Annotated in this window: 19 protein-coding genes; 10 read left to right on the top strand and 9 right to left on the bottom strand. The window is 42.5% G+C overall.

Going from position 1 to position 21,287, the window contains the following annotated elements; genetic code table 11:
• Positions 1-42: 42 nt before the first annotated feature.
• The 6 genes from H6F86_RS03020 to H6F86_RS31445 all read right to left on the bottom strand — a co-directional run bounded on the left by H6F86_RS03020 (position 43) and on the right by H6F86_RS31445 (position 4,499).
• On the bottom strand, positions 43-486 hold the full coding sequence (locus H6F86_RS03020; protein WP_190446636.1) for a hypothetical protein: 444 nt from the start codon (positions 484-486) through the stop codon (positions 43-45).
• 331 nt (positions 487-817) lie between these two features.
• Complete coding sequence (locus H6F86_RS03010; protein WP_190446634.1) at positions 818-1,609, bottom strand: TnsA endonuclease C-terminal domain-containing protein; 792 nt, start codon at positions 1,607-1,609, stop codon at positions 818-820.
• 177 nt (positions 1,610-1,786) lie between these two features.
• On the bottom strand, positions 1,787-2,017 hold the full coding sequence (locus H6F86_RS03005) for a hypothetical protein (protein ID WP_190446633.1): 231 nt from the start codon (positions 2,015-2,017) through the stop codon (positions 1,787-1,789).
• A gap of 754 nt (positions 2,018-2,771) precedes the next feature.
• Positions 2,772-3,749, bottom strand: a complete 978-nt coding sequence (locus tag H6F86_RS02995) for a GNAT family N-acetyltransferase (protein ID WP_190446631.1) — start codon at positions 3,747-3,749, stop codon at positions 2,772-2,774.
• Positions 3,750-4,080: 331 nt separating this feature from the next.
• Entirely contained in the window at positions 4,081-4,275 is a 195-nt protein-coding gene (locus H6F86_RS31450; RefSeq protein WP_199304987.1) for a hypothetical protein, read from the bottom strand.
• Positions 4,272-4,499, bottom strand: coding sequence for a hypothetical protein (locus H6F86_RS31445; RefSeq protein ID WP_199304985.1), 228 nt, complete (start codon positions 4,497-4,499; stop codon positions 4,272-4,274). Before H6F86_RS31445 ends, H6F86_RS31450 begins: the two co-directional genes overlap by 4 nt.
• A 560-nt stretch (positions 4,500-5,059) precedes the next feature.
• Between H6F86_RS31445 and H6F86_RS02985 the strand changes: the two genes are divergently transcribed.
• The 9 genes from H6F86_RS02985 to H6F86_RS02945 all read left to right on the top strand — a co-directional run bounded on the left by H6F86_RS02985 (position 5,060) and on the right by H6F86_RS02945 (position 17,513).
• Positions 5,060-7,282 carry a polysaccharide biosynthesis tyrosine autokinase gene (locus tag H6F86_RS02985; RefSeq protein WP_190446630.1) on the top strand — a complete coding sequence of 741 codons (2,223 nt, stop codon included), beginning with the start codon at positions 5,060-5,062 and terminating at the stop codon, positions 7,280-7,282.
• A gap of 7 nt (positions 7,283-7,289) precedes the next feature.
• Positions 7,290-8,234 carry a glycosyltransferase gene (locus H6F86_RS02980; protein WP_190446629.1) on the top strand — a complete coding sequence of 315 codons (945 nt, stop codon included), beginning with the start codon at positions 7,290-7,292 and terminating at the stop codon, positions 8,232-8,234.
• On the top strand, positions 8,231-9,487 hold the full coding sequence (locus H6F86_RS02975; protein ID WP_190446628.1) for an O-antigen ligase: 1,257 nt from the start codon (positions 8,231-8,233) through the stop codon (positions 9,485-9,487). The genes H6F86_RS02980 and H6F86_RS02975 overlap by 4 nt, the downstream gene beginning before the upstream one ends.
• Before the next feature lie 30 nt (positions 9,488-9,517).
• The gene (locus tag H6F86_RS02970) at positions 9,518-10,618 is read left to right on the top strand and encodes a glycosyltransferase (RefSeq protein WP_190446627.1); all 1,101 of its coding nucleotides are present in this window, start codon (positions 9,518-9,520) and stop codon (positions 10,616-10,618) included.
• Entirely contained in the window at positions 10,615-11,748 is a 1,134-nt protein-coding gene (locus H6F86_RS02965; RefSeq protein ID WP_190446626.1) for an exostosin family protein, read from the top strand. The genes H6F86_RS02970 and H6F86_RS02965 overlap by 4 nt, the downstream gene beginning before the upstream one ends.
• Positions 11,749-11,812: 64 nt before the next feature.
• Positions 11,813-12,607, top strand: coding sequence for a glycosyltransferase family A protein (locus H6F86_RS02960; protein ID WP_190446625.1), 795 nt, complete (start codon positions 11,813-11,815; stop codon positions 12,605-12,607).
• A 387-nt stretch (positions 12,608-12,994) separates the two neighbouring features.
• Positions 12,995-14,320, top strand: coding sequence for a flippase (locus H6F86_RS02955; protein ID WP_190446624.1), 1,326 nt, complete (start codon positions 12,995-12,997; stop codon positions 14,318-14,320).
• Between the two features lie 23 nt (positions 14,321-14,343).
• Positions 14,344-14,907 carry a serine O-acetyltransferase gene (locus tag H6F86_RS02950; protein WP_190446623.1) on the top strand — a complete coding sequence of 188 codons (564 nt, stop codon included), beginning with the start codon at positions 14,344-14,346 and terminating at the stop codon, positions 14,905-14,907.
• Positions 14,908-15,185: 278 nt separating this feature from the next.
• On the top strand, positions 15,186-17,513 hold the full coding sequence (locus tag H6F86_RS02945) for a sialidase family protein (protein WP_190446622.1): 2,328 nt from the start codon (positions 15,186-15,188) through the stop codon (positions 17,511-17,513).
• Positions 17,514-17,534: 21 nt separating this feature from the next.
• Here H6F86_RS02945 and H6F86_RS02940 read toward each other — a convergent pair whose 3' ends face one another.
• The 3 genes from H6F86_RS02940 to H6F86_RS02930 all read right to left on the bottom strand — a co-directional run bounded on the left by H6F86_RS02940 (position 17,535) and on the right by H6F86_RS02930 (position 20,841).
• On the bottom strand, positions 17,535-18,794 hold the full coding sequence (locus H6F86_RS02940) for a glycosyltransferase family 4 protein (RefSeq protein WP_190446621.1): 1,260 nt from the start codon (positions 18,792-18,794) through the stop codon (positions 17,535-17,537).
• A 1,350-nt stretch (positions 18,795-20,144) separates the two neighbouring features.
• The gene (locus H6F86_RS31440; protein ID WP_199304983.1) at positions 20,145-20,351 is read right to left on the bottom strand and encodes a hypothetical protein; all 207 of its coding nucleotides are present in this window, start codon (positions 20,349-20,351) and stop codon (positions 20,145-20,147) included.
• 145 nt (positions 20,352-20,496) lie between these two features.
• Positions 20,497-20,841 (bottom strand): RidA family protein, encoded by a 345-nt coding sequence (locus H6F86_RS02930; protein ID WP_190446620.1) that lies wholly within the window; start codon positions 20,839-20,841, stop codon positions 20,497-20,499.
• 261 nt (positions 20,842-21,102) lie between these two features.
• On the opposite strand from H6F86_RS02930, the gene H6F86_RS02925 reads away from it, so the two are divergent.
• Positions 21,103-21,287, top strand: a 185-nt coding sequence (locus H6F86_RS02925) for a hypothetical protein (RefSeq protein WP_190446619.1), incomplete at its 3' end; no start/stop codon positions are given.

Genomic DNA, 21,287 nt, shown 5'->3' with positions numbered 1-21,287 from the left:
ATTCAACTTAAGCTTGAAATTGAGATACTCCCTTGGGGGCTTCTACAACTCAATTTCAAGTCTCGCTTGCCTCAAGGCCTTTCTCACTGCTTCGTAACGTAAGTAACCCGGTCTGGTTATGAGTTCTGCAACGCGCCCTTCTGATGGAGTTAATCCCTGATTACGCAACTCGGCAACTGTTTGCTTCACCTCATAGCAACATTGCTTGATCGCTCTTGATTTGGCTTCTTTTCTATAGCTCAAGTATCTAGCAGAAATAGAATTACACAGTTCTGGGAAATGCCTGAAGATTGTTCGACAGGCGTATCCCAATTGCCTAGCAGCTTCTTCCATCGATGGCGGTGGATATTCAGGATTTAGAAGCAAAGCATTAAGTTTCTGCTCCAACTGCTTCAAATCAATTTTTCTTGCTTTAGCTCTTGAATTGTTTGAACTTGGGAATGGTGAGCGTAGAATTCCTAGATTACCTTTAGTCGGTTCTTCCAATAAGAACTCAAGTATTGATACATCAAGGCAGTAACAAATCTTCAATAAAGCTTCTAGCTGAGGTTAATTTTTGCCTTCATGCCACAACCAAACGGTGTTGCGAGGCATCTGTATTTGGCGGGCAAACTCTGCAACATTACCTTTAGTTGTGAGATTCACGTAAGTCCTCAAAGAGCGAGAAATTTGCCCTCTTTCAGGCATGCTTTCTAAGCCAGAGGCAGCAGAGATTAATTCTCCAACTACAGTTGCAACCCAAACCAACCACTTTAATTCGTGTTCTGACAACAGTTCACACTGTTCACTTGTAGCAGAGCCAAGCCACTTCATGCAATCAAGAACCCGCTGCAAGCAGACGGGGTATGGAAGCAGATTTACTCCCGACCCCAAGGAGTCGGATTGCAAGCTTGACGTTTCGCCGCCGCTCTGCGGCGAATATGACCCATACTCGATTAAAGGTAGGATATGGTTCAATCCTCCTGACCAGTTTATATGCCGTGTAAGTTTTCTCGTCTAAAAAAACTTCAACTTTTTCAGGTTGAGGCAAAAGATAGACATCGAGGTCAACAAAGACCTTTCTTGTTGCAATTAGAATATGCAAGTCGTCAGCGGTGGTGCGCTTCACCTGTTGGCGAATCTCGGCAAGAGTAATTCCGGGATTAGCCTGAACCAGATTTTGAATAGTGAGAGTTATTTCCTCATCAACTTTCAAAGGCTTATTAGAAAAGAAATAATCTTCAAGCCACTCAAAGTTGCGAACCAATACTGAGTTAATTTCAGCAGACGATCGCACCACATAGTACAAACCAAACTTTTGTGCGTACTCCTCACCGGGTGGACTGCGCCAAGTGTCTTCATCTTCTCGTTTCCACCGATATGGGCTACTTTCTGCTAAATTCAGTAAATCTTTTTCGGTTTTATGCTCCTCCCAACCTGCACTCTTTCTCCGAATTACGAAAAAGTCACATGTATGTAGGTGATAGGTTGGACGTCCCGACTTACTTGAATAATCTAAATGAAAAGTAGGCGATTGATCCCAATACTCGAGAACATTATCATCAAATTCATATCTATAAATGTGCGCTAGTTTATTTCTATGGGACTCGAACTGGATAGTGCATCCCATTTTCTGGCTTGGATAACGACCAGAAACACTTTTTTGCCACCATCAATCAATCGTGACGGTGGTGAGCTGCGAACACCCTGAATCTCTTTTATGGCTTCATCTGAGAGATTATTGCTACGGCACCAATCTTCAAATTCTGCTTCAGTCAACATTGCTAGTGAGTCTCAAGATTCAAACTTACTTATCATCAACTTTGTACTCAAAGGGATGAGCAATTTCTTTCTGATGTGACTCAAATTCGGTGGCTTGCTTAATCTTTCTGCTTGGATAGCGACCAGAAATAGCTTTTTTACTACCACTGATTAATCGGGAGGGTGGTGAGTTGTGAATACGCTGAATCCCTTCTATGGCTTCATCTGATAGATGAAGACGACAACACCATGCCTCAAACTCATCATTACTCAACATCGTTAATAACCTCAGAATTTGGGTTAATAACCTCAGAATTTGGATTTGTTTGTAATTGATTAGGAAGTGTTTGTAGAATCTGCAGGAAAAATTCCTTCCAAGTAGACTGCCTAACGTTTAAACGGTTAACAGTGGAAACCTGCCTTTTCTTGGCAATAGAACATTTTGAGGCATCACAGTGTTCAACCTGTACACCAGGTGTAGGGTGAAGAAATAAGTGTCCTTGACGAAGAACTAAATGTCACGATGAGCGATTTTGACTCTTTGCTAATTCTCACTAGAAAAAATGTATTGCTACATCAAGGTTTGCTCTTGCTGCTCGTCTCAGCTACAGAGTTTTTTAGAGAAGCTTCAAACCCCAAGAAGATGAATTCAGGGCATCAGATGACCTTGACAAATAGTGCTTCGTTCTTGTCACTTATTTCTTCACTCTACAACAGACGCTAGGAAAGCTTTAGGGTAAACATGAGCCAAGCTAGTCATACGGGCGACTTGTATCACCTGAACTGCTTCGTGCAAGCACAGGAAGCTGCTTACGAGCGTGCACTCTCCGAGGTCAGGCATGGACGGAAGCACTCTCACTGACTTATCTTATGCCAATGCGTTTTGAGACTTGTCGACTGCTCCAAGCGTTCACTATCACGTTAGACCTTGAGGCAGTACTGCCTATCATTGCAGCCGCCTCTAGCCCTTAAGTCTCAAACTAGCAAAGGATAGAGACAACTTGCTAGAGCCGCGATCGAGTGCATTTGCTTTAACCAGACAGCGCTTTGCAGTAAGCAAGGCTAGTAAAGATCTGGTGGAAGCCGACGGACTTGTAGAGCCGTAAAGCGCCTGAGGGATTTTCGGTATCGACGCCTAGCAGGGCTGTATCAACCCCCTTTGCCTTTAGTTGTTGCATTCCAGTTAACAGCATTGCCCGACCTAAGCCCTGTTGCCGAAACCCACGCCGAGTACCCAAATCAGCAATCCAACCTTCATGGCGTCCCGTGCGCCTGTTGTTCTGGTTAGAGAGATAGCCGAAGCAGAAAGCCGCAAACGTGCCATCGGGGGCAAGTGCCACCAAATCTAAACCAGCCTCATAGTCAGGGTCTGATAGCCAATACTGTCGCTGTTCCACAGTGAGAGGGTGGAAGTTCCAGTGGTCAATAAAGGTTTGATTAAACATCTCAACCCACGCTTCGACTTGGCTCGGTGCGAGCGATTGCACTCGATACCCTGGCGGTAGTTGTGGGGTCGGGATCGCTATGGCGAGTGGACGCGCCATCCGATAGAAATAGCGCATAATGCGGAAGCCGTGCGTTTCAAGGAAGGCCATCCGGTCGGACTGCTGCTCGCGAACACCAGTCCGCAGGTTTGCTGGTAAGCCACTGGCTTGGCTCTGTTCCCGTAACTGGTCTTCAGCCCAAGCCAAAATCTGATCTTCAAGCCCCTGGCTTCTGACCTCTGGATGCACCATAAAGCTTAGAAACCCGTCTTGAGTATCACCAGCAGGTAGCATCCAGAGGCGACCATACCCAACTAACTGTCCTTGAGCATTCACCCACAACTGGAGATGACGGGTCAGGTCAAAGTCTGGGTCAGCAAAGTCGCGCCGCAGTTCTTCGACAGAGGTTCCTTGGTCTAACTGGTCAACGACCTCACAGGCGTTCATCAGATCGGTGATCGCTTGTAAGTCCGTTTCATCTGCATAGGAGCGAGATGTGGAGCTTGGTTGAGTAAGTGCTGGCATAAGCACCTTTGAGATGGTTGAGAGCCTGTAACCAACTACAGCAAGTGAGCAATTGATTTCGTACAAGTTGTAGCATATCTGTAGTATACCTTGCTTGAAGCCCCTATCAAGCTCAGACGCACAGTGGGCAAGATGTCTTTTGCCAATCTGCTGACCAAAGGTCATTTTCGATGCAAATCAGGTCGAATGGCTCACAGTTCCAGCTCATAGATGGCGGCAATCTCATTCGATTGGATGCCCAGGTACGCCAGCGTTTACTGCTGCGTCGCCTGCCCAAGGCTTCCATCAACAGGGGAATGGCTATACCCCGCTCCAGGTGCTGCCAATAGCCTCAGGTCTTCCGTAGGGTATGACTGCCATAGCTGCCCTTCAGCCCGACATCCTGGCACCAGGTCTTCATCCGCGTACTCATTATTTCCACTGTCAGACGACCGCGTTGTCCTATGAAGAGGTAATCGTCTACCTTCAGGTCACCAATCGCTAACCAGGCTTGTATTGACGCGACGGCTGTAGCATTTAGCGTCATGGGGCGGTACTTGTACGTCTTGCGCTCACATCCCTGGCTTGCAGATTCTTCACCTGTCCGACCTTAAGTGATAGCAACTCATTGGCACGGTAGGCGGTGTTAATCCCCAACGTGAACAGGCATAAATTGCGGGGACGGTCGGTCAGAATTTTCTTGATGCGGCTGATCGCAGTCGTGGAGCCAGCAGTGGGATAGTTAGGATTTTGCCCCTTGGAAAACGGCATCGAGATCGCCCTTCAGTTTGATTAACTTTCCTGCATTTCAGCCTAAATACTTATTCAGTAAGCCGCCCCCAATTTTAGTCCGTCTCAACCGCACCACACTCAAAGCCCTTCTCAGCAAACTTTCCAGCCTCTCCTCTAACCCATTAACTTCTCCTTAATAGTTAATGAACTAGGAAGACAAAAAATTAGGGGCAATCACTTGTGCTCTGATCACTATGAAAAAAGGACCCTTTATACAGTGCCAAATTAAATGACATCCAGACAAATTTATGTCGCTGAGCAAAACCCTCACTGTCGCAGGTTTGCAGAGAGAGTTTGCTCTGTGACCGCCTCAATCTATGAGGATTGCCAAACTGACTTTAGGTGGAAAAGCCAGCTTGGTTTAGCTTTGCTGTTTTAACGACACTAAGACGTCTCCACAACAAATAAAAAGTCATTGTACAGAAGAAGCAACCATTTAATAAAATCTCTCTAAAGGTTAAGTAAATCCTTAGGTAGAGTCTCGGTAGCTTGATAGAGTATAGGCATTTACCGTCCCTCATCTCCAAGAGCACATGCCAATGGAAGCGCAGTCTTACCCAGAAGATATTGATTTTGGTAAATACTGGCTCATCTTAAAACGTCGCTGGGTACCTGCCGGAAGCGTTTTCGTAGTTGTTCTCTTACTAACAGCGATCGTTGTAGCTTTACAAAAACCTGGATACGAAGCGTCAGGTAAGATTCTGTTCAGGAAAAGAGATACAACGGCTGCACTCCTGACAGAAGGTGCCGGAAAAGTTGGTGAATTGGAATCGCTCAGTCAGCAAAATACGCCAATCGATACAGAAGCAGAAGTACTTCGCTCGCTTCCTTTAATTGAAAAAACGATTACAGAGTTAGATCTGAGGGATAAAGAAGGAAAGCCGGTTGAACCAGAAAAAGCTTTAAAGAATCTGACAGCAAAGGGAATTAAAGGCACTGATGTTTTGTTAGTGTCCTATAAAAGCGCCGATCCTAAGGAGGCAGCGGCTTTTGTCAACCAACTGATCAAAGCATACTTAGATAGTAACGTCCTTGTTAATCGAACTGAAACCACAGCGGCTCGCGAGTTTATTGCACAGCAGCTTCCTAAAACCGAAGCAGAATTACGGCAAGCAGAGATTAATCTACGTAACTTTAAGGAGCAGAATAATGTTGTTGGCTTAAAAGCCGAATCAGACTCAGTTGTTACTTCAATAGCGGCATTCAACAGCCAAATTTCAATGGCACAAGCTCGGCTAGCCAACACATCAGCCCAAATCGCTGCTATTTCCGCACGGTTAGGGTTCAACTCAGAAAATGCAGTAATTTTAAGTTCGCTTCGCCAGTCTTCAGGTGTTCAGAAGGCATTTATTGATCTACAGCAGTTAGAATCACAACTAGCTATTCAACGCTCTCGCTATCAAGAGTCTAATCCTGTCATTACTAGTTTGCAAGCAAAACAGGCATCGCTCAAAGCATTACTACAAGAGCGAATTAAAGAGGTTGTTGGAGATCAGGGTCGCATTCCTCAAGTAAATTTGCAAAGCAATGAATCTACTACACCAGCATTACTTGACACGTTGATTGAGAGCTTTGTCAATAATGAGGTAGCACGTTTAGGTTTAATTAATGAGCTAAATTCCTTGTCTAGTTCCCAGAGAGCCTACCAGCAGCGTGCAAATATGCTGCCGCAAGTAGAGCAAGAGTTACAAGGATTAGAACGTAGAGTTGAGACTATTAAATCAAATTATGAGCTTCTAGTGAAGAGGTTTCAAGAAGTTCAAATTTCGGAGAGTCAAAATCTGGGAAATGCTCGTGTAGTTTCAGCAGCAACTATTCCTAATCAACCATCTGCTTCTAAGAAAAAACTAATCCTTATCGGTGGTTTTTTAGTTGGCAGCTTACTTTATGTAGTAACTGCTTTTGTAATTGATTTAACAGATTCCTCAGTTAAAACAGTAAAAGAGATACGTGAGGTGTTTAAATATCCCTGGCTTGGTTTGATCCCTTTTACTCGAAAAAATTCAAATAAAGATTCAGAGCTCTATGAGGCAATGCTTCCTGTCAAAGATGCCCCTCTAAGTTTGGTTAGTGAAGCATACCGAATGCTTCACTCCAACTTAAAATTTCTGAAACCTGACCAGCCTTTAAAGACTATTGTTGTGACGAGTTCAGTTTCTAAAGAAGGCAAGTCTACAGTCTCTGCTAACCTAGCGCTTTCTGTTGCTCAGTTAGGCAAGAAGGTTTTACTGATCGATGCCGACTTACATCACCCTGTTCAGCACCATATTTGGAATATAACGAATGCCGTAGGCTTAAGCGATTTAGTTATGAAGCAGATTGATTCAGAAACAGCGATCGAGATAATTCAAGAGAACCTTCACGTGCTTCCTGCCGGAAAAATTGCTCCCAATTCATTAGCCATTATTGACTCTAGCCAAATGGCTAAATTAGTAAAGGAGTTTTCTCAGATTTATGACCTTGTCATCTTTGATACCCCTCCTTTAATTCTAATTTCCGGTGTTTTAGCGTTAGGGAAAATGGTTGATGGCGTTTTATTAGTGGCTCGCCCAGGTACGATTGATCTTGCTAGTGCAACGGCAGCTAACGAGCTATTAACTCAATCTAATCAAGAGGTTTTAGGTTTAGTAGTTAATGGCGTAATAGAAGAGAATGAGCCTAATAGCTATCTTCGCCGTAGCAGATCGTATCACGAGGATAATTCTAGCTCTTTAGCAAAGCTGCTTCAGAATATTTCTAATTCTCTAAAGTCAAAAAGTTAATAAAATCATGGACAAAAACTCTCTTGTTAGCATATTAATTAATAATTACAACTATGGAAATTTTATAGCGGAAGCAATTGACAGTGCCCTCAACCAAAACTATCCTGAAATCGAAGTAATTGTTGTGGATGACGGCTCGACCGATAATTCTAGAGAAATTATTGCTAGTTATGGCGATCGTATTAAACCTATCCTTAAGAAAAATGGAGGGCAGGCTTCTGCTTTCAATGCTGGCTTTGCAGCTAGTACAGGGGATTTTATTTGTTTTCTAGATTCTGATGATCTATTTAAGGTAGATAAAGTGACAGCAGTTGTTAATGCTTTTCAGCAAGACAAAACTATTGGTTGGTACTTTCATACTCTAGAGTTATTTGGCAGTCAGCTTGATCAAAAGGAGTTAGATTCAGTCTCGTCAGAATTGTCAGGAATATATGATTTAAGACCCTATATTTTAAGGGGGAAGCTAAGAGGAAGCCTACCTTTTGAGGTAAACATAGCAACTTCTGGAACTTGCTGCCGGCGATCGCTGTTAGAAAGAATTCTGCCAATGTCAGAAGAAACTAGAATCACAAGTGATGATTACATCAAATATGCGGCTTTAGGAATTAGCAAAGGATTTATTTCCTTTCAACCTTTAGCCCGTCAAAGGATACACGGAAATAATGCTTACACATTAACGCCAGGCATTGAAAAATTAAGAGCCAAAACTCAAATCCTGACGGCTTGCCAGTTGAAGGAAAAATTCCCGGAGCTATCTAAGTTTTCTAATAATTTAGTGGCAATGGGTATCAGTATTTACTGGAAGATTGGAAGCATTGAGGCAGCTACTCAAAAATTGCTTAATACCTATATGTCAACAATAAATTACTTGGAGAAAGCTAAAATATATACAAAGGTGGTTTATTACCGCTTTATACGTCATCGTCTTAATACCTTTGGTTTCAAAAAATGAATCCAACACTAAATTTTATAGAAAAATGGTTTACTGTCTTCTCTCTTGTCTTTTTGACTGGCATCTTGCGGTGGTCAAGTCTTTTTGTATCTCCTGATGCGAAAGCAGTTTCTACTGATGAATACAATCCATTTGATTCTATTAATTCACTTTTTCAATATACTATTTACGCAGTTTCACTTCTCTTACTTCTAGCACGCGGGAAAAGCTCTTTTCGCACAGCGAAAGGACAGTTATTGATCTGGTTTCTACCATTAATGGCAGTAGTTTCATTCCTCTGGTCAGATTTTCCTGACGACTCACTCCGTAAAGGAATTGCAACGATTCAAACCAGCTATTTTGGCTTATATTTTGCTTCGCGTTTTCGCTTAAAGCAGCAGTTACAGATACTCGCATGGGTCTTCGGAATTGTAGCTGTCCTCTCACTAATTTTTTGTTTGCTTTTCCGAGGGTCTGCTATAGAAACAGGGGCTAATGCAGGTGCGTTTAGGGGACCTTTCACGCAGAAAAACTTACTTGCCCGTATAGCCGTTCTAGGATTAATTGTCTTTTTGATTAACGCCTTAGGGTTTCCCAGAAGGAGAGCTGTTTTATGGATAGGCTTTGGCATCAACCTTCTGTTGATTTTGATAACAACTTCCAAAACAGCTTTACTGCTATTGCTCATGGTCTTAGTTCTTTTACCATTCTACAAAGCGTTGAGATGGAAGGCTACTATTACGGTTCCTATTGCCATTATGGTAATTGTGATCAGTGGAAGTATTGCGACACTGATTCTGACAAATTGGGAGAGTTCTTTAACTGCTATAGGGAGAGACCCTAGCCTAAGTGGTCGAACTGGTCTCTGGGAAGCAGCAATTGAGAAAATTGTTGAACGTCCTTGGTTAGGATACGGCTATCAGGGATTTTGGCGTGATGGAGGAGGAGCTGCTAGCATCTGGTTGTCAGAAGGATACAAGCCTCCTCATGCTCATAACGGGTTTATTAACATACCGCTAGATTTGGGTTTAATAGGACTATTTATCTTTTTAGCTATTCTTACAGTGAGCTATGTGCGAGCCATTGGCTATTTACGCTCAGGTAAAACGGTACTAGAGCTATGGCCAATCTACTACGTCACATTCTTTTTTATGTATAACTATAGCGAAAATACGATTATTGAGCAGAATTCGATTTTTTGGGCTTTACTAGTTTCTGTTGCTCTATCAACAAAACAGCATAATCGAATACAGCCCATGCAGCCAAAAGTTTAGGCGTAGAATCACTAATTATTCAAACGACTCATGAAAGTATCAATTTTTCTAATGGATCTTAGTGGTGGTGGGGCTGAAAGAGTAATGCTTAATCTAGCTCATGGTTTCCTTGCTGAAGGCAAGGAAGTGGACCTAGTATTGGTCAAAGCAGAAGGTCCTTACCTATCTCAATTGTCATCCAAGATTAACTTGGTCAAGTTGAAAAGTTCTCGTTTGCTTTTTAGTCTGCCAGCCTTAATTCGCTACTTGAAACAGACAAAACCTTCAGTATTGTTATCTGCTTTAGAGGATACAAATATTATTGCTCTTTTAGCTAAAAAGTTTTCGGGTGTCTCTTCCAAAATAATTGTTACTGTTCATAACCATCTTTCTTGTGAGTCTCGGAACGCTACTCAGCTCAAGCGTCGGATGACGCCTCAGCTAGTTAAACTGTTTTATCCTTTGGCTGATCACACTGTTGCGGTTTCTCAGGGGGTAGCAGATGATCTTATTCATCTTGGGCTTGATCCCAAAAAAGTCCAGGCAGTCTTTAATCCAATTGTGACAGCAGAGTTGCGGCTTAAGCTTCAAGAAGAATTGGAACATCCTTGGTTCCAAGCAGGGCAACCGCCAGTCATTTTAGGTGTAGGACGATTAACCAGGCAAAAAGATTTTTCTACCTTAATTCGCGCTTTTGCTCAGCTGCAACAACATATGTTCGTTCGTCTAATGATTTTAGGGGAAGGGGAAGAGCGAGTTAATTTAGAAAATTTAGTACAAGAGTTAGGGCTTTCGGAGAATGTCTTGTTTCCAGGGTTTGTTGCTAACCCTTATGCCTACATGGCAAAAGCAGAGATTGTAGCCCTTTCATCCGCATGGGAGGGGTTTGGCAACGTTTTAGTAGAAGCAATGGCAGCAGGAACTCCTGTCTTGGCAACAGATTGTGAAAGTGGTCCAGCAGAGATTTTAGGGCACGGAAAATATGGTCGATTAGTTCCTGTAGGGAATCCTAAAGAGATGGCATTTGCTATGGCAGATACGCTTCAAGATCCCCTGAATCGAGAAGACCTCAAAAAACGGGCAGAGGAATTTACACTTGAGAAAGCGGTAGCACAGTATGACAAGTTGTTAAAATCCCTCTATAATTTATGATCGTAGAAATTGGTAGTTCTTTAAGTAAGGGAATGAAATTAAAAATTCATTCAGATGAACGTTATTTACTGAAGCAGGATGGAGTACGCCCTCATCCAATGCTATATCCTTTCTGGAAACACTTAGCAGAAGATGGTGCCTATTCCTGGATGAAGTTCCATGAGCCCTATATGCAGATTGCTCAAGATTTATTTGAAATGACTTCATTAGAGGAAGCTGATTTCGCAATAATGCCTGATGATTGGAGAACTGTCGTCGGTGAAGTCTGGTATGCCAATGTTAACCACGAAGCAAAAGAACTTTACTTGCAATTTGCAGAGAAAGTCCAGCAGGCTGGTAAACCATTAATTATTTTTTTTGGTAGCGATCGCTCAGATGAAGCGGTCTGCATTGAAAACACTTATATTTTTCGCCATTCCTATTACCGTTCGCGCCAGCAGCCTAAAAATTTTGTTTGGCCTTCTTTTTGTGAAGATCTAGTTGAACATTACCTGAATGGGTCTCTTCCTATTCGCGAAAAATCAAATAAACCAGTAATTGGTTTTTCTGGATGTATTAAATCAAAATCAGTAACAAATCAGCTTAAAAAACTCGCTTATTATGGTCATATGCTCTTACATCATCAAAGATTAGGATTCCCACCTATACAAGGTCACATATTACGTTCTAAACTTTTGGCACTTTTTGAGCATAGCCCACTTGTAGCAACCAACTTTGACGTTTACGATCGCATGGTTTTCTTAACGGAAAAAAATATGGAAACGAGGCATAAGCACAGGACTGAATTTGTCGAAAATATTGTTAATAGCGACTATGTTATCTGTCCTCGCGGTGCTGGCAACTATTCAAATCGCTTATTTGAAACTCTCTGTTGCGGACGAATTCCAATTCTGATTAATACCGATTGCGCATTGCCGTATGATTTTGCTTTAGATTGGAAGAAGTATTGTGTTTGGGTAGAAGAGTCAGAAGTTTCGCAAATAGCCAAGAAGGTATCACAGTTCCACCAACGTCTTTCACCAGAAGAGTTTATAGAGTTACAACAACAATGCAGAAAAATGTGGAAGGAATGGCTTAGTTCTGAGGGATTTTACTCTAAGCTTCACTTACACTTTCAGTCCTATCCTTGATTTTTGAAGAGCTTCTCAAAGCTTTATCGTTCTAATGATTTTCCATAGTATAGGGTTCTCGATTATGTTAATGTTTATTATTCCTGTTAAAAGTCAAAGAGCTGCTACTTCTTGGCCAGCATTATCTAAGCTTTTTGATCGATGCTTACGTTCAGTCTGCAATCAAACGTCAACAGATTTTCAAGTTCTTGTAGTTTGTAACGAAAGACCACAGACCTCATTTGAGCACCCTAACGTTACTTATTTAGAAGTTGATTTCCCTCCGCCTAAAGCTGATTACGGGGCAAAGGTTGACGATCGTGCAAAACGCGTTGTTGCTGGACTTTTAGCCGTGAGGGATTTACAACCAAGCCACGTTATGTCTGTAGATGCAGATGATTGTATTAGTCAACAAATTGCAGCATTTGTTAGCCAGCACAAAGACAGCAATGGTTGGTACGTCAATAGTGGCTATGAGTACGAAGAAGGAAGCCACAAGATTTCTATCCGACGTAAGGATTTCCATAAAATCTGTGGAACATGCAACATCATTAACTATCGTTTATTTAGCTTGCCAGAGAAAATGCTGCCTTATGAGGAATTAACGGGGTATGACCGTTTTCTAGGTGGGCATCCCCTTGCTAAAGGAGATCTGGCAGAAAGGGGTGCTCCTATTGAACCACTTCCGTTCCCTGGAGTTGTCTTTGTACGAGATAGTGCTGGAGAAAGTGTTTCAATGCAAGAAACACTTTTAGCTAAGTTAAAACGCAATCCTAAGGAAGTGCTACGAGGTATTAAGAAAGCCGTTATGGCTCCTATGAATGAACAGCTACTTACTAACGAGGTTCGGGAAAATTTTAGCCTGTTTCCTATTCGTTAAGAGAACAGATGTTACCCAATGTCTTAGGTGCGACATCAACTTAAAATGTGTTTTGTACCATACCGACGCGAGAAGACTTTTGAAGGCAAGGAGGATATCTCTTCGTTTACTGCTCTTTGAAGCATAATTCATATTATGGATAATGGGGAAAATACGTAGCGGGTCCAAAAAACACTGTCTCCTAACGGTAGAATGCTTAAAAAACTGATTTTGGCTCCCCTAGAAAGACTCTACCCATCTCCTATTACTTAACTCGTTGCGGACTCTATTTGTAATAAGTTCAGTTTGTATGCGATTGACACCTTAATAGGATATACAAATGTTGACTATACCATTTATAGTCATTGTTGTTGCTCAGTACTTACATATCTATTACTTCTACAACCAATGCTGAAGAAACTGGCAGCAGTAATTCATCGCAAATATAGTGCTGACCAACGTAAAGTTATTACTAACATTGGCTGGCTATCAGCAGAACGAGTTTTTCGCATGGCTGTGGGCTTTCTAACTTTAGCTTGGACAGCGCGCTATCTAGGAGTTGACCAGTTTGGTTCACTCAATTATGCACTTGCTTTTGCGGCTATGTTTTCGCCCCTATTTCAACTTGCGTCTGATCAGATTACATTTCGAGATTTAGTTAATAGTCCTGAAGCCAAAGAGAAAATCATTGGAACCTCTTTCCTGATCAAGTTTATTGCTGGAATCTTTGTTTTCTTTCTATCAGTAGCCTCAATTATTTTATTACAGAGAAGTAATCCTCTAATCTGCAAACTAGTTATTATTTTAGCCACAAGCTCTTTCTTAGGGGGCTTTGTGGGTATTGAACTCTGGTTTCAATCTCAAGTTGAGGTGAAGTACACAATTTGGGCAAGAAACAGCGTTTTTGTGGTAGCTACAGCATTACGAGTCGCTTTACTTGAGCTAGAAGCACCGATCGAATTCTTCGCCTGGTTAGTGGTGATTGAAAGTCTTCTAAATGTTTTCGGGTTCATTATTGTCTTTCAATTAACTGGAAATAATATTTTAGCTTGGCAATTTGACTGGAAGCTAGCTAAAGATTTAATACAGATTAGTTTTCCTTTAATATTTTCTACTTTTGCTATTGTCATTTATATGCGAATAGATCAGATCATGCTTGGGCAGTTAGCAGGAGCACAGTCAGTAGGAACTTACTCAGCAGCAGTAAGGCTTTCAGAACTTTGGCCGTTTGCCTCAACAATAATTGTGAAGTCGCTGGCTCCATCTATTATTGCAGCTAAAAAAGTAAGTGAGGATAGCTACTACGGGAAGCTGCAAAAGCTGTGTAATTTACAAGCATTATTAGTTTATTGCATTGCAATTCCCATGACCTTTCTTTCCACACCCTTCGTAGTTTTGGTGTTTGGTCAAGCATATGAGCCAGCAGGAGTGGTTTTATCAATCCACATTTGGTCTTCAATGTTTCTATTCTTGGGATATGTAAAAGAAATTTGGATTACGACTGAAGGTATTACCTGGTTTGCTTTTTCCTTTACCATTGTAGGCGCTGCTATGAATGTACTACTTAACTTTGTGTTAATCCCACCTTACAAAGAGGTAGGGGCTGCGTTGGCAACAGTGATTTCTTATAGTCTTGCAGACTATGTTCTGTGCTTTTTTTATCCCTCAACCCGTCGCTTTGGCTGGATAATGACACAGGCAATGAGCTTAAATTTTATCAAAAACAGAGCCTAATTTTATAGAGAAAGCTTGTTGTAATGTTTGAGAAATTTAGAGCAGACCTCGATCGGTACGTTGTATTGCGTCAGAAATCATGGCTATTCTTAGTTCTAACAGAGCAAGGTTTATGGGCTTTGGCAGAGCACCGCTTCAGCTACTGGATACGTCAGTATATTCATATTCCTCTGCTGCGCCAAATCCTAAAACTAATCAGTTTTATTTGGCATAAGCTAATTCAAATCACAACAGGAATCAGTATTGCCTGCGAAGCTCAAATTGGTAAGGGTCTTTATATAGGGCATTTTGGAAGCATATTTATTAATGATGATGTATTAATGGGCGAGAATTGTAACTTAAGCCAGGAAGTTACGATCGGGGTTGGTGGTAGGGGAGAAAAGCGTGGCTGTCCAAAAATTGGCGATCGTGTCTTTATTGGTCCTGGAGCTAAGTTATTTGGTGCTATTACGATCGGCAACGACGTTGCAATCGGTGCAAATGCGGTTGTCACCAAAGATCTACCAGATAAAGCCGTTGCTGTAGGCATTCCAGCCAAAGTAATTAGCTACGAAGGTTCATATGATTATGTTATTTATCGTCAATAGCTTTACCTCAGTGGTTAGAGAGCGATCGAAGGTGGAGTAAAGCTAAGCTTAATAAGTATTTATGGATGGCGACTAGTAAAGTGACTATCCTCAAATTTTATTGAGAAGGTATGCTCAAAGACTAACTGCTAAGCTGATGCTAATACGTTTGCTACCAGTCAAAGTTTCTACTTCTGCTACTCAAACTCTGAAAGATATCGTTACAGTTGTCGAAAATAAGACGCTTCAGATTTGAGTCTGTACAACTGGTACTATCAACTTTAATAAGAGGCGATCGCATGGCAATCCTATCTCGGCGATACTACTACATTATCATTGCCTTAGCGATTGCCTATGTAACATTTAATCTCATAGGCTGCACCAGTCCTCAGTCCTCATACCCCTGTCCCTCCTCTTCTAAGCTTCTTAAAACCCAGCTAAATTCCTCTCTCGTTGCTTCAGCAGCTACTCTTGCTCAAAGTGAACCGTATAGCTGGAACAATGTTGCTATAGCTGGAATGGGTTTCGTCACAGGTTTAGTTATTCATCCTCATGAACCTGACCTGATTTACGCTCGCACTGATGTTGGAGGAATCTACCGTTGGAATGGAAGTACATCGAGTTGGGTACAGCTCTTGGATCAGGAGCACGATCGTTACAGTATTGAGAGTATTGCGTTAGATCCGAACAACCCAAACGTGATTTATGCAGCGACAGGTGCTTATACTCGCAACTCAGACGGTGAGGTGTTGAAGTCGACTGATCGTGGTAAGACCTGGACTGCAACAAATTTAAGCACTCCCGTTGGTACACGCGTACGGATGGGGGGCAATGAAGAGTGGCGTTGGATTGGGGAACGATTAGCCGTTGATCCAAATAACAGCCAGATTATTTATTTTGGTTCGCGGCTTGATGGGCTTTATCGCAGTATAGATGGAACAAAGTCTTGGCAAGTGGTCAAGAGCTTTTCGGACAAAGGGACAAACGGCGGAATTGCTTTTGTAGTGTTCGATCGTCGTTCTGGTAAAAGCGAACAGTCCTCACCGAAAAAATCTCAGACTTTGTATGTGGGTGTCATGGGTGGCGGAGTTTACCGCAGTACAAATGGTGGCACAAATTGGGTACGTTTAATCGGCTCACCTGATGCTTCCCCACAGCAAGCAGCTTTAACAGCAGAGGGGACGCTGTACACAACCTTTTTTGCTACTCAGAAAAATACTCGTGGCGGGGTGTGGAAGTATGAGAATGGTCGCTGGTTTGAGATGACCCCCTCTCCAAACAAAAATTACTCTGCGATCGCAGTCGATTCCGGCAATCGTAACCAGTTGCTTGTTGCGACGTATCCGCTTTCTCCAGAAGGGCTTTATCGTTCAACGGATGGAGGCAGGCAATGGCAGCAAATTAAGCTGCGCGTACAAACGCCATCCTGGTGGCCTAATTGGCATTTGTACACATTGATGGGACGTTTAGTGCTTGATCCTCATCATCTTAACCGTGCCTGGTTAACAAACGGGTTTGGAGTGCTGCGAACCGATGACATTACTGCTAATCCATCTCATTGGTCAGCGTGCATGACCAATTTAGAAGAATTGGTTACATTCGTTGTAAAGAGTCCTCCGGTACCTGGAGGAGCATCATTATTAAGTGGTGTTGCGGATATGGATGGATTTCGACACGAATCTTTGACTAGTATTCCCACGCAAACCTACGATCGCGGTAAATTTGGTGACACAACTGGTATTGATTTTTCCGAAACTAATCCCAATATTGTTGTACGGGTAGGCAGCTCACCAGGGAAGGGAGGCAGGGAAGACAGCCAAGGGCGCTCAGCTTACTCCACTAATAATGGACGCACCTGGACGCCTTTTGGCAAGACTCTATCCGGGGCTGTTAACGGTAAAGTTGCTGTTTCGGCAACGCTTCAAGCTAATGGGTATCCCATAATCAACTGGGCACCTCAAGGGGATGTATACCCCCAGCGATCGCTAGATGGAGGAAAAACCTGGCTCCCTGTACAAGGAGCACCGAATCGTACAACTCTACAACTCTGGTTTGCTAACCAATCGATCGCTTCAGACCGGGTTGATGGTAATTTGTTCTACCTCTACAAGTACAGCGATACGTCTAGTCAGGGAGCCTTCTACCGCAGTACAGATGGTGGAGCAAGTTGGCAAAAAACCGTAACACGGCTGCCAGATTTTCACTTACATTCAGTTAAAGCAGCCCCTGAAATGCGAGGAGAAGTATGGTTAAGCATACATAAAAATCATTTATACCGATCCAGTGATGCTGGCTTAACATTTACTCCACTTGCTCAAGTTCAAACAGCAGATGAAGTTGCTTTTGGCAAAGCAGCACTAGGTCGCCGTAATCCAACAGTATTCGTTTATGGAACTATTAATAGCATCAAAGGTTTATTTCGCTCAGATGATGCAACGAACCTACCTGGAGATGCGGCTCGGGCAAAATGGATCAAAATTTCGACTGATCAACAAAAACTGGGATTAATAACCTTCTTGGAGGGCGATCGCAGCCTTTTTGGGCGAGTATACGTTGGCACAGGAGGACGTGGCATTCTATATGGAGATCCTAAAATGGAAACTAAGTTCGATGTTGAGGACAAATAACCTAGGCTCAACCAGGTAAGCCTAACCTTCGTCCAAATTAATCGATGGCATTGAGAAAAAATCTGTTGTTTGCAACTTTCTTGAAGCAATCGCTCTTCGATAAACATTGGCAAGATGTAAGGCATAGTTTTCTATAGCAAGCGGTGCCACACAGTTTCTTGCAACTAGCCCCATCGATATTCTCTGCTCTTCATTTTCTATAAAGAACTGAATTGCCTCTTTAATTCCCTGTACGTCACCAGGAGTTACTAGAATTCCGGTCTTGTAAGGAATAATGATTTCTGGGATGCCCCCTACAGGTGTACTGATAATAGGAAGCCCCCAGCTCATCGCTTCCAAGATTGACATAGGAAGAGCCTCGTTATAGGAGGGCAAAACAAAAATATCAGCTTGGGCAAGGAGGTCCTTACACTTCGCTTGAGATAACCAACCTAGTATAGAAACAAAAGGTTGGATTTCTAAGCTTTCTGCCACTTCGTATGCGGCATTAAGCTCACCATCGCCTGCTAGTATCAAAGTAGATTTTTCTTTATCTTCTTTTGAGAGCTTTGAGAACGCTTGGAGCAGATCAAAGGCTCCTTTACGTTGACCAACACGTCCAAGAAAAAGAAGGGTAATTTTATCTAAGCCACTTCGATCCGGAACTGTAGTTGGAAAATCTACTGGATTTGTTAAAACTACTGTTCTCTCTGGTGAAAGACCACATTGAGACACGTAATAATCTCGCCAGCTTTTAGATAGAACAAAGACACAAGCACATTGTTTAAAGACTAAACTTACACATCTTTGAAAGAAGACTGTTAGCGAATTATAAAAAGTGTGGAACTCGCAACCATGAGCATGGACAATAACCGGTTTCTGAAAAAAACGCGCAATTAATATAAGGATAGATATTCTAACAACACTACCTCTTTCAGAAACATGTAGATGAACTAAATCACATCTATTTCTCAATAGATTCAGAAGAAGCATAGCAAGAGCCAAGCAGAATATCCAAATTCTATGAAGAACTGTCCCCTCCTCATGAGTCGTAATGTGGCGGATTTGAATATCATCAGCAGTTCTGTCCATGATTAGATTTTCGACTGTTGCCATGCCACCTTGCTGGCTCAAGCTCGGACCCATCATGAGAATATGCAGGCATTCTCTACCTTCTTTAGATTTTGGAATTGGCAGTTTAACTACAGATGCTTTTCTGTTGCCCTTGGTTTCTGATAGGAATGAAGTTTGGTGCATCACATTCGACAGTAAATATTTTCTCAAAAGGTTTGGATGTTTCATCGAAGCTTTGAAAGCTGTCCGCTATCAGAACGAAATCAATCCCTACAAGATTGGCTTACAAGTTCCAGTTCAAGTGTTGTAGATATACTGTTAATTCCAACACTTACTATCGAAACAGCCTTTCAATATTTACATCAGATTCATTTAGCTAGAACCTCACTTTCCTAGCTTGATAACAGGTTTTACAGACGCGATAAAACATAGTTGAAAAATTTACGTCATGAGCGTGTATAAAAGTGGTATTCTCAACCCCTCCTCATGACGGTATATACAGACCGACTTTTATTAAAGAATCAAAGGAACAAAGTACAGTACCTCGTTCCTTTACAATTTCTTCTCCATATAATAAAGCAAAGCTGTACTTAATACCTTCTAAAGGAAAATTTTCACCGTATTTTTACATACTGCTCACATAAGGTGATGTGAAACTAAGATGTTGCGAAGGCAGTTTTTATCAGCGCTTTCTCAGGCTGATGGGCTTAGTCAAGTTCAGTCAACAGGATCTGCACCGCTGTTTTTAGGCTGTCTGTCCAAGTTTCGAGACCGCTCAGGAGCGTTTGTGACTAGTCGTGCTGCTCGCATTAACCTATCTTTCTGCTAACCACGAAAAGGTTGTCAAGCAATTCCAAGTGTTCCTCTGCCCTCACGCTTTTAGCTCCCTTGGGGGCAAGTGTTTTTCTCCAATTGACTGACCCCGTTTGTAGGGCGAAGGAATAAGTGTCACAATCGAAGGAAGGAATGTCACAGCCGCCCTTCGCCTCAAAGTCCAGCAGAATAAGGCTTTGAGGTTTTTTAGCGCTCAATCTTTAGAAAAAAAATCGAAGAAATAAATGTCATTTCGTGGGGCTGCCGAAGAAATAAGTGTCACTTCGTAAGTTGTTGCTTGAAACCTTTGCTCTGAAATGATTTCAACGTTCCGTGGCGATCACCGAAGAAATAAATGTCACTTCGTTGGTTTAGAAGCTAAAACCTTTACGTATCAGCAGTTTTAAGCCTTACTAAGTTTGCCGAATGATTACGTGTTATTTCATTGAAGCAGCTTTACCTTCGACAAGGAATAAATGTCATTTCGTGGAACTACCGAAGAAATAAGTGTCATTTCGTTGATTATTGCTTGAAACTCATGTCCTGCAAGAGCTTTATCATTTTCTACGATCGCCGAAGCATCTCATGTCATTTCTTTGCTATAGAGGCTGAAATCTCTATGCGTTTGGGTTCAATGAGAAAGCAGTTCCGCTCCGCCCACTATTTCAAGTATTGGAACCGGATTTCAGTATTCGCGGTAGTGCATAATCTTTCCATGCTTGGTTTCTAGCCGCACTACATAGTCTTGCTGATAGGGCTGACCCGTCACACAAACACAGCTTCTCCATGAAATTCAGCAAACAGAACATTTGGAAGCAGCGTTTGATAGGCAGGAACATCGGTAAAAACCCATTTTTGCAATTGTGTGACTGCGTTCTTCATGTGGGTATAGATCGCAGGTTTGCCTTCTAATCGGCTCAGTGAAACCAGAGCGGCAGCATAGGGAAATTCTACGATCGCATCTTCAGCCAAGAGATCAGACCACGCTTAAATGTCCGTTCCAATTAAGGCGAGATGGGCAGCAAAAACTTGAGCGATCGGATTCTGTTTCACATCTTGTGTCGGTTGGTTAAATATCGGACAAAAACATATGGCGAGGAGAACCCTCATTCTTGGGCTATCTAACACTTGCTACTGCTTCAATCTCCACTAAAGTCTCTGGTGATGCCAGAGAAGCGACTCCAATTCCAGTCACGGCAGGACGAGACTCACCGACAAACTCAGAAAAAATCGGGGCAATGGTATTCATGTGTTCGCCGAGTTCGCCACGAACGTAAACGCGAACATGCAATAGCTGACCAACTGACGCTCCAGCATTCTCTAAAACAATTTTGAGGTTGTGCAGCGCCCTCCTCGTTTGTCCTTCGACAGATTTCTCTGTCGTCTCATATTGTTGATTCCAGTCCACTTGTCCAGAAATGTAGAGTAGTCCCGTTTCTGTCTCAATCACGGCTTGAGACATGCCAAATGCAGAACCATCATAGAGTTCTTTATAGCGGTGTGCAAGTTTGCTCAGTACACTTATGAGATGCAGAATTGCTCTATTTCCCCTGCTTCTATGAGGCCTTACGCCTGCGACTTACGCCAAAAAAATGTAGACCTTTACAACAACGGTGAAGGCTCAATCCGTCAATGAGCACACCGCTTTGCTGCCAGCCCCGACTGCGTACACCGACTGCTGAAGCAAGAACGTGAAACCCATAGCCTTGCTCCTAAAGCCTCTGTGGGTGGTTCCAAACCAACCTTACAATCGCCGCATCTACAAGTGCTTGAACAATTGATGCAAGCGGATAAGGATGCCACACTGCCACAACTGGCAAGTCGCTTACAGCAACAAACTCAACTCCAGGTTCGTACCAGTACAATTAGCCGAGCACTCAAGAAATGGGGGCTAACGCGACAAAAAAA

This window comes from Phormidium sp. FACHB-592 (assembly GCF_014695795.1).
Classification (GTDB): Bacteria; Cyanobacteriota; Cyanobacteriia; order Leptolyngbyales; family Leptolyngbyaceae; genus Stenomitos.
Note: the sequence above shows the minus strand (reverse complement) of the source record. Positions and strands in the feature narration are given on the sequence as shown.